Consider the following 9,158-nt stretch of genomic DNA (forward strand, 5'->3'; position numbering starts at 1 on the left):
ATTACCAAGGAGTTCACATGGCTTACCGTGAAACCGAAAAGATGCGCAACCGGAAGGCGCAGGCACGCAAACGGATTCTTGATTGTGCATTTCGCTGTGTCACGGAGGGTGGCTTTCGCAGCGCCCAGATCACCCATGTGGCCAGGGCCGCCGGGGTAGCCACTGGCACCATCTACCGCCACTTCGAATCCAAGGAGGCGCTGTTCGCGGAAATTTTCCGCTCCGCCACCCAGCGCGAAGTGGACAAGGTGGCAGAGGCCCTGGCCGGTCCGGGCAACGCCGTTGAGCGGCTGGAAGCGGCCCTGCGGCAGTTTGCCGAAAGGGCGCTGCGGGGCCCCACCATGGCCTGGTCCCTGATCGCCGAACCGGTGGACCCCAGCGTGGAGGCGGAGCGCCTGCTGTACCGAAAGGCCTATGCCCAGCATTTTGAGCGGGCCATCAGCGAGGGCATCGAAGAGGGCTCGCTGCCGGCCCAGAACGCTCGCCAGAGCAGCACTTGCCTGGTCGGCGCCATCGCCGAGAGCCTGGTCGGGCCACTGTCACCCAGCCAGGCCGAAGACGACGGGGCGCCGGACCGGGACACCCAACAAGCGCTGGTGGAGTCCATTGTCTGCTTCTGCATTCAGGGCTTGACCGGCACACGGAGGACACCATGAACGCCCGTCAACCTGCACCGGAACAGATCACCGACCACCGCGACCCCTATCTCGCCAGCACTCACGAGGTCATCAACCAGCCGCCGGCCCTGCAGGACTACAACCTGTTCCGCCAGGACCAGGCCCTGGTGGAAGGTGTGCGTCGGGAAGGCGCCGACTGGGCGGAGACCGGACTGGCTGAGTTCGGCACCCTGGCCGGTGCCGCCAGCACTATCGAGCTGGGCTTCCAGGCCAACGAGAACAAGCCGGTTTTCTACAGCCACGACCGTTTTGGCCACCGCATTGACCAGGTCAATTTCCACCCGGCCTACCACTCGCTGATGCGGATCGCCATGGAGCACGGCCTGCACAGCAGCCCCTGGACCCACCCCGGCGCCGGCGCCCATGTCGCCCGGGCCGCCCGCTACTACATGCACGCGCAGGTGGAAGCCGGCCATGGCTGCCCGATCACCATGACCTTTGCCGCCATCCCGTCCATCCGCAAGCAGCCGGAGCTGGCGGCACTGTGGCAGGACAAGATCCTGGCCAACGAATACGACCGCCGCAATGTACCGGACGGCGAGAAGAACTCTGTCACCATCGGCATGGCCATGACCGAAAAGCAGGGCGGCACCGATGTCCGGGCCAACAGCACCCGCGCCTACCCGGTGGGCACACCCGGCCCGGGCCAGGCCTATGAACTGGTAGGCCACAAGTGGTTCGTGTCCGCACCCATGTGCGACGCCTTCCTGGTGCTGGCCCAGACCGGCAGCGGCCTGTCCTGCTTCCTGATGCCCCGCTGGCGTCCGGACGGCAGCAAGAACCCCTGGCAGATCCAGCGCCTGAAGAACAAGATGGGCAATGTCTCAAACGCCTCCAGCGAAGTGGAGCTGCGGGGTGCCCTGGCCTGGATGGTAGGCGAGGAGGGCCGCGGCGTGCCCACCATCATCGAGATGGTGGCCATGACCCGCTTCGACTGCATGATCGGCAGCTCCGCCGGCCTGCGCCAGGCTTCCGCCCAGGCCCTGCACCACTGCCGTCACCGCCAGGTCTTCGGCACCACCCTGAACCGGCAGCCGCTGATGCAGAACGTGCTGGCGGACCTGGCGCTGGAGAGCGAGGCGGCGCTGGCCTTCACCCTGCGGATCGGCCGCGCCCTGGATAATCAGCATATCCAGCGGGAACGTCTGCTGGCGCGGCTGGCCACACCGGTGGGCAAGTACTGGATCTGCAAACGCAGTCCCAACCATGCCTACGAGGCCATGGAATGCATCGGCGGCTCCGGTGTGATGGAAGACTGCATCATGCCCCGGCTGCTGCGGGAATCCCCGGTCAACGCCATCTGGGAAGGCAGTGGCAACGTCCAGTGCCTGGACACCCTGCGGGCCCTGCAGAAGGAGCCCGATACCCTGGAGGCCTATTTTGCCGAGGTGGCCGAGGCCCGCAGCGCGGACCGCCGCTTCGACCAGTTCCTGGCCCAACTCCAGAACGACTTCGCCGATATCAGCGACTTTGAGTATCGTGCCCGCAACCTGGTGGACCGCCTGGCCCTGGCCATGCAGGCCTCCCTGCTGATCCGGCACTCCCAGCCGGCCGTTGCCGATGCCTTCTGCGCCAGCCGGCTGACCTCCCAGGGCGGCCTGAACTACGGCAACCTGCCCACCGGCACCGACCCCGCTGCGGTTATCGAAAGGGCCACCCCTGTAGTAGACTGAGGTGCGTGGCGGCGTCCGCGCCGCCCGCCGCTGTCCACAATGCCCACTCAGGCGGGGCCGCTGGCCTCGCCGTGCCGGATAACGTCTATGTCTGATGCCCTGAGGCGCCTGCTGAATACCACACCGCAGAAACCCGCGATCACGCCGCACGTGGGGGTCCTGACGCTGCACTTCCAGCTCTATGGCTGCGCCGACCTGAAAGCCAAACGCAAGGCCTTTACCCCCATGCGGGCGATCTGGGGCCGGGAGCCGGATCTTGCAGTGGCGGAGACCGCCGACCTGGAAGCCCTGGACTGCGCCACCTGGACCATCGCCGCCCTGGGAGCCTCCTCCCGCGCCATCCAGGAGCGCCTGGACCAGGTGGAAAAGGCCATCGCCGAGCGCATCGACGCGCCGGTACTGGACGTCCAGCGGGAGATCCTGTGACGGTGGCGGTGCCCGATGCGAGCCCTTATACTACCCGACCCTGAACGGACGCGAACCGGGCTGGCCCATGCCTTCGGACGGACAATGTGCCAGACTGAGCCAAGAGGAAGTCAGCTTCCTGTTTTCTGACCCTCCCCGCATCGGGACCGATGCGACGGAGACCACTGACCGTGTGTGGCGCGTATGACCGGTAAGAAAAAATCCGCTCAGGCCTCCCTGGAGGCCATGTATCGAGTATTCACGGTGCCCGAGGCACCGGAATCCACGCTGAGCCGCATCGACCAGAATATTTCCCGCAACCTTGCCGGTTTCCTGCAGGAACACATCGTCGCTGTGGAGCGGGATCTTTCCGACGTGGAGAAGAACTTCTCCGAGTCCTCGGTTCCGGAAAAGCCCATCTTCGTGTCCGAGCAGGCCCAGTTCCTGCTGGACAAGCTGGTGGCCAATTCGGTCCATACCGCCTCCCCCAGCTTTATCGGCCACATGACCTCGGCGCTGCCCTACTTCATGCTGCCGCTGTCGAAGATCATGATCGCCCTCAACCAGAACCTGGTAAAGACCGAGACCTCCAAGGCCTTTACGCCGCTGGAGCGCCAGGTGCTGGGCATGATCCACCGCCTGGTCTATCAGCAGGACGGCGCCTTCTACCGCAAGTGGATGCACGACCCCCGCCATGCCCTGGGAGTGATGTGTTCCGGCGGCACCATCGCCAACCTGACCGCACTCTGGGTGGCCCGCAACCGCGCCTTCCCGGCGGAAGGCAGCTTTCGCGGCCTGCACCAGGAGGGCCTGTTCCGGGCCCTGAAATACTATGGCCACGAGGGCGCCGCCATCCTGGTGTCCCGCCGTGGCCACTACTCCCTGCGCAAGGCCGCCGATGTGCTCGGCCTGGGCCGTGAAGCCCTGGTCACCGTCGCCACCGACGATCACAACCGCATCGATACCGACGCCCTTCGGGACAAGTGCCTGGAGCTGCAGCGCCAGAAGATCAAGGTCATGGCCATTTGCGGCATCGCCGGCACCACCGAGACCGGCAACGTGGACCCGTTGGAGGCCATGGCGGACATCGCCCGGGAATTCGGCGCCCATTTCCACGTGGACGCCGCCTGGGGCGGCCCCACCCTGTTCTCGCGGACCCACAAGCACAAGCTCCGGGGCATCGAGCAGGCGGACTCGGTCACCTTCGACGCCCACAAGCAGCTCTACGTGCCCATGGGCGCGGGTCTGGTGGTATTCCGCGACCCGGAGCTGGCGGGGGCCGTCGAGCATCACGCCCAGTACATCATCCGCAAGGGCTCGCGGGACCTGGGCAGCAACACATTGGAGGGGTCACGGCCGGGTATGGCCATGCTGATCCATTCGGGCCTGAAGATCCTGGCCCGGGAAGGCTACGAGATCCTGATCGACCAGGGCATCGACAAGGCCCACCAGTTTGCCGAGATGATTGAGCAGCGGCCGGATTTTGAGCTGGTGACCCGGCCGGAACTCAATATCCTGACCTACCGCTACTGTCCCGAGCTGGCGCGCCAGGCCCTGGCGGTGGCGGATGCCGCCCAGGCCGAGCGCCTCAATACCAGCCTCAACCGGATCACCAAGTTCCTGCAGAAAACCCAGCGCGAGCGGGGCCGGGCCTTTGTGTCACGGACCCGGCTGGAACCGGCCCACTACCACCATTTTCCCTGCATCGTATTCCGGGTGGTGCTGGCCAACCCGCTGACCACCACCGACATCCTCCGGGACATCCTGGATGAGCAGAGACAGCTGGCGGGGGAAAGCGAGATCCAGGACGAGCTGGCGATCCTCAACCAGCATGCCCAGGCCGTCCTGGCCCAGCATGCGCCCGCCAGCCGCCGGGCCTAGTGTCCCGGCTGGTTCATTCGCTGGCCAAACGGGACACTAGTAGAGGGCTTCTTCGTCGTCCAGCACTTCGTGCAGGATTTCCAGGAACATCTTGTCGGCCTCACTCCAGTTTTCCGGAATCCGAACGTTGGTGTTGGCACTGATCTCACGGGCGATCAGCTCGTCGGCGTTGGGCTGATCCCGGTATTTGCGGGCGATTTCCACCGACTTGACGGCGATGGTGGGGTCGCTCATGACCTTCTTGATAAAGACCCGCAGCTCATCAATGATCCGGGCCTGGCGGCCCTCGGACGCTGTGCTCATGCTTTACTCCCGACTGTGATTGCAGGCGACCGGCGCCGGTGCGCCGGCCGGTGGACTGGTCCAAGTATGACGGATAGGGCCGGCCCGGGACCAGCCCGGGATCAGAGCAGGAGGCCGCGGAGGGTGAAGAACAGCAGCGCCGCCAGGGCCGCCGACACCGGCACGGTGATGATCCAGGCCGCGATGATGCGGGTCAGGTGGGAACGCTTCACCAGCTCCTCACGGTAGATCTTCTTGAGGCGCTTGCGCTCGGACTTGGACAGCGGCAGGTCCTTCTTTTTCTTGCGGGCCTGCTTGAGCAGGCTTTCCATCTCCTCCACCGAGGCATTGCGGAAATCATCCAGGAAGGGCTGCAGCCGCGCCCGCTCGCGCTCATCATGGTTTTCGATAATGTTGTGGATCTGGCTGGCGTAGTTGGACTTCAGGTACTCCCGCAGGAAACCCACCCCGAAGACCCCGCCAATGGCGATGTGGGTGGAGCTGACCGGCAGCCCCAGCTGGGAGGCAATAATCACCGTCAGGGCGGCGGACAGGGCAATACAGAAGGCCCGGGTCTTGTCCAGTTCGGTGATCTCGCTGCCCACGGTACGGATCAGGCGGGGGCCGAACAGCATCAGACCTACCGCCAGTCCCAGCGCCCCGACCAGCATGACCCAGAGCGGGATGCCTGCGGTGGTCACCACTGCGCCGCCGGCCAGGGCATCGTTGATGGCTGCCAGCGGACCGATGGCGTTGGCGACATCGTTGGCGCCATGGGCAAAGCTCAGCAGTGCGGCGGCAAAGATCAGCGGCCACACGAACAGGGCGTTCACGCCGGCGGTATTGTTCTGCATGGTGGCGGCGCGGCGGGACACCAGCATACGCATGGCGACGAACACCACCACCGCAACTCCCAGCCCCACCAGGGAAGCGGTCAGGAAATCCACCTTGATCAGCTTCTTGACGCCCTTAACCATCAGGTAGGTACCGAACGCCCAGGCCATGATGCCCACCACCCAGGGTACGAAGGTACGGGCCGCCGCCACCACGTCCTGGCGGTAGAGCACAGTACGCTTGATCAGATACAGGAAAAGGGCCGCCAGGGCACCCCCCAGTACCGGTGACACCACCCAGCTGGCCACGATGGCGCCGATCACGCTCCAGTCGACGATATTCCAGCCGCCAGCGGCGATACCGGCGCCCAGCACGCCACCCACGATGGAATGGGTCGTGGACACCGGTGCCCCCATCCAGGTGGCCAGGTTGAGCCACAGGGCGCCGGCCAGCAGGGCCGCGGTCATCAGCCAGACAAAGGTACTGGCATCGGACACCCGTTTGGCGTCGATGATACCGCCCTTGATGGTGGACACCACATCACCGCCGGCGATGATGGCGCCGCCGGCCTCGAAGACTGCCGCCAGCAGCACCGCCGCGCCCAGCGACAGGGCGCCGGATCCGACGGCGGGGCCAACATTGTTGGCCACATCGTTGGCGCCGATGTTGATGGCCATGTAACCACCGATCACCGCCGCCGCCATCAACAGCATGCTGGACGGCGTGTCCGCGCTGATCTGGCCGACATAGAGCCAGACCCCCAGCAGGAACAGCAGACAGATACCGATGCGGAAGCGTTCAGTGGTGGGACTGGTCAGCGCCTGCTCGAGATAACCGGTGGATTTTGCCATGACGGATCAACACCTGCGTGTGATGAATCAAGGGCGCCACTATAGGATTTTTGTCACAGAATTGAAATATTCCGCCAGGATGGCGATCCCGTTATGTAGTGAAAACCAGTTCATTTTTTCACAGGGCATGGCCTGTTCTGTCATTCATCCATTTTTTGACGCATAATTTGGCTAAAATACGCCACTTATAACAACGACAAGCGACCTTCGCAGGCTATGACCCAACTCACCCGGGCCCGTTTCGAGACGGCCGTCGAACAGGAAGAAATCCGGGTCTCCCAGATCCTCACCTGGCTGTCGTCGATGGCCATCCTGTTCCTGCTGGGCATCGGCGCCAAATCCCTGATCTCCGGCCACGGCCACCACGCCCTCATCCTCTGGCTGTTCGCCGCCCTGGTGGCTGTCAACATGGTGGTGTTCTGGCGTACCGGCAACCGCACCCGCCAGAAGACCGGCATGATCCTGATCGTGGCCCTGCTGTTCGCCTACCTGATGGCCTCCGGCGGTGAAAGCAACACCGGCCCCCTCTGGTTCTACGTGTTCCCGCCCCTGCTTTTCTATCTCACCGATCTTCGTACCGGCACGTTGCTGCTGCTGGGTTGCCTGGCCTTCGCCGCCGTGGTCTTCCGGTTTCCGCAACTGCCTTTCGTGCTGGCGGAGTACAGTAACGATTTCCAGCTCCGCTTCTTCGCCACCATCACCTTCGAGTCGATCTTCTGCTATGTGCTGGAAGCCAGCCGCCGCAAGGCCCGCAATGAACTGGTGGGGCTGGCCATCATGCACGAGCGGGCGGCCCGCACTGATGAGCTGACCGGCCTGGCAAACCGCCGGGACATACACCAGCGGCTGCTGGCAGAATTTGGCCGCTACCAGCGCTCGGGTCACCATTTCTCGGTCGTGCTGATCGACCTGGACCTGTTCAAGCGCATCAACGATGAATACAGCCACAATGCCGGCGACGCGGTGCTCAAGCAGTTTGCCGACCTGATGCGCTCGGTGCTGCGCCAGGCCGACCTGCCGGCCCGCTGGGGCGGCGAGGAGTTCCTGGTGCTGCTGCCGGACACCTCCCTGGTGCAGGCCCTGACCCTGGCCGAGCGGCTGCGGGAGGCGGTGGACGAAACGCCTTTCCGATATCAGGACAGGCGCCTGCCGGTCACCATCAGCGCCGGGGTCTGCTCCATCAGTCAGTCCGGTTCGATCGACCAGCTGCTGCGCCAGGCGGATCTCAACCTGTATGAGGCCAAGCAGGCGGGCCGCAACCGCATCGCCCCCAGGGTCAGAAGCCGGGGTCCGGCCCAGCCTAACGGAGTTCCCGAGCCCGGCACCGGATCTTGAGGCGGCTCCGGGCCGCCGCTACCATGGGTCGGTTTTTGATGACAGCGAGACGGATATGACAGCGATTACCCTCATCGTGGGCAGTGTCTACGGCGGCGCCCTGCAGACGGCCAGGACCATCCGCAAGGAATTGGCGGCCGAGGGCCACCCAGTGAAAGTCCTGGAGGCGCCCCGGATAGCGGACCTGGCCGCCGATGACAACCCGCTGCTGGTGTGCACCTCCACCACCGGCGAGGGCGAAGTACCGCCGGGCCTGCTGCCCTTCTACCTGGACCTGCGGGAGCAGATGCCCATGCAGCAGGGCCGGCCTTTCGGGGTGATCGTGCTGGGGGACAGTTCCTACGGCGACACTTTCTGCGGCGCCGGCGACCTGATGGAGGAAGCGCTGCTGGAGGTGGCCGCCCGCAAGGTCGGCGACACCCTGAAGATCGACGCCCTGGAAACCACCGAACCCGAGGCGGTGGCGGTGCCCTGGGTGCGGGAATGGCTGGCACGGTTGCCCTGAAGCCCAGGCCTTTTCGGCGGCACTTGAGGCGCCCGACGCCAGGGGACATACTGATATTTAAAATGAAGCAATAATAACCACAACAAGACCGACACACGTGCGCCAGATTCTACTGCTCTGTGCTCTGCTGGGCACACTGATCACCGTGACCCTGCCCGTCCACGCCGCCGAACAGGCCTGGCTGGAGCCGCGCATTGACTACATCCGGCTCGACCCCGGTGAGACCATGACGCTACGTCAGGCCCGGGACAGTGAGCGCTGGCAGCCCGTGGCCCAGGGCAGCCCCAACTTTGGCTACGTTACCGACACCTTCTGGTTCCGCTTGCGGCCGCCGGCCCGGGACGATCGTCAGATCCTGGAGATCAGCTACCCCCACCTGGACCATCTCGAATACACCCTGGTGGCGGATGGCCAGGTCCAGCAGCGGGTCACCACCGGTGACAAGCTGGCGTTCGATCAGCGCCCCCTGCGCCACCCTAATTTCCTGGTGCCGTTCCGGACCTCGGACCCGGGCGCGACCATCTACCTTAAGGTCAGCACCAGTGGCGCCCTCCAGGTCCCGGTCCGGATCTGGCCTCAGGACGCCTTCTTCGAGCACCTGTCGGTGGAGGATCAACTCCACGCCATCTATTACGGCATCCTGATCACGGTCATTTTCTTCAACCTGTTCATCTTCCTGGCCCTGCGGGAGCGCACATACCTCTACTACGTGCTC

General features: G+C 64.6%; 9 protein-coding genes. 7 read left to right on the plus strand and 2 right to left on the minus strand.

Going from position 1 to position 9,158, the window contains the following annotated elements:
• Positions 1–17 precede the first annotated feature (17 nt).
• The 4 genes from R3280_RS07890 (at position 18) to panP (ending at position 4,636) form a co-directional block, all read left to right on the plus strand.
• The gene (locus tag R3280_RS07890) at positions 18–656 is read left to right on the plus strand and encodes a TetR/AcrR family transcriptional regulator (protein ID WP_318998047.1); all 639 of its coding nucleotides are present in this window, start codon (positions 18–20) and stop codon (positions 654–656) included.
• Positions 653–2,350, plus strand: coding sequence for an isovaleryl-CoA dehydrogenase (locus R3280_RS07895; protein WP_318998048.1), 1,698 nt, complete (start codon positions 653–655; stop codon positions 2,348–2,350). The genes R3280_RS07890 and R3280_RS07895 overlap by 4 nt, the downstream gene beginning before the upstream one ends.
• An 87-nt stretch (positions 2,351–2,437) precedes the next feature.
• The gene (locus R3280_RS07900; protein ID WP_318998049.1) at positions 2,438–2,776 is read left to right on the plus strand and encodes a DUF503 domain-containing protein; all 339 of its coding nucleotides are present in this window, start codon (positions 2,438–2,440) and stop codon (positions 2,774–2,776) included.
• 183 nt (positions 2,777–2,959) lie between these two features.
• A complete protein-coding gene (gene panP / locus R3280_RS07905; RefSeq protein ID WP_318998050.1) occupies positions 2,960–4,636 on the plus strand; it encodes a pyridoxal-dependent aspartate 1-decarboxylase PanP in 1,677 nt (558 codons plus the stop codon).
• A gap of 36 nt (positions 4,637–4,672) precedes the next feature.
• Here the strand turns inward: panP and R3280_RS07910 are convergent, their stop codons facing one another.
• Positions 4,673–4,939, minus strand: coding sequence for a hypothetical protein (locus tag R3280_RS07910; RefSeq protein WP_318998051.1), 267 nt, complete (start codon positions 4,937–4,939; stop codon positions 4,673–4,675).
• Positions 4,940–5,040: 101 nt separating this feature from the next.
• Positions 5,041–6,603 (minus strand): inorganic phosphate transporter, encoded by a 1,563-nt coding sequence (locus R3280_RS07915; RefSeq protein WP_318998052.1) that lies wholly within the window; start codon positions 6,601–6,603, stop codon positions 5,041–5,043.
• A gap of 216 nt (positions 6,604–6,819) precedes the next feature.
• Between R3280_RS07915 and R3280_RS07920 the strand changes: the two genes are divergently transcribed.
• From R3280_RS07920 to R3280_RS07930, 3 genes are all read left to right on the plus strand, one after another.
• Complete coding sequence (locus R3280_RS07920) at positions 6,820–7,938, plus strand: GGDEF domain-containing protein (protein WP_318998053.1); 1,119 nt, start codon at positions 6,820–6,822, stop codon at positions 7,936–7,938.
• A 55-nt stretch (positions 7,939–7,993) separates the two neighbouring features.
• Positions 7,994–8,443 (plus strand): flavodoxin domain-containing protein, encoded by a 450-nt coding sequence (locus R3280_RS07925; RefSeq protein WP_318998054.1) that lies wholly within the window; start codon positions 7,994–7,996, stop codon positions 8,441–8,443.
• A 97-nt stretch (positions 8,444–8,540) separates the two neighbouring features.
• The coding region (locus R3280_RS07930) for a 7TM-DISM domain-containing protein (protein ID WP_318998055.1) at positions 8,541–9,158 on the plus strand (618 nt) is incomplete at its 3' end.

The organism is Marinobacter sp. (assembly GCF_033722195.1).
Lineage (GTDB): Bacteria > Pseudomonadota > Gammaproteobacteria > Pseudomonadales > Oleiphilaceae > Marinobacter.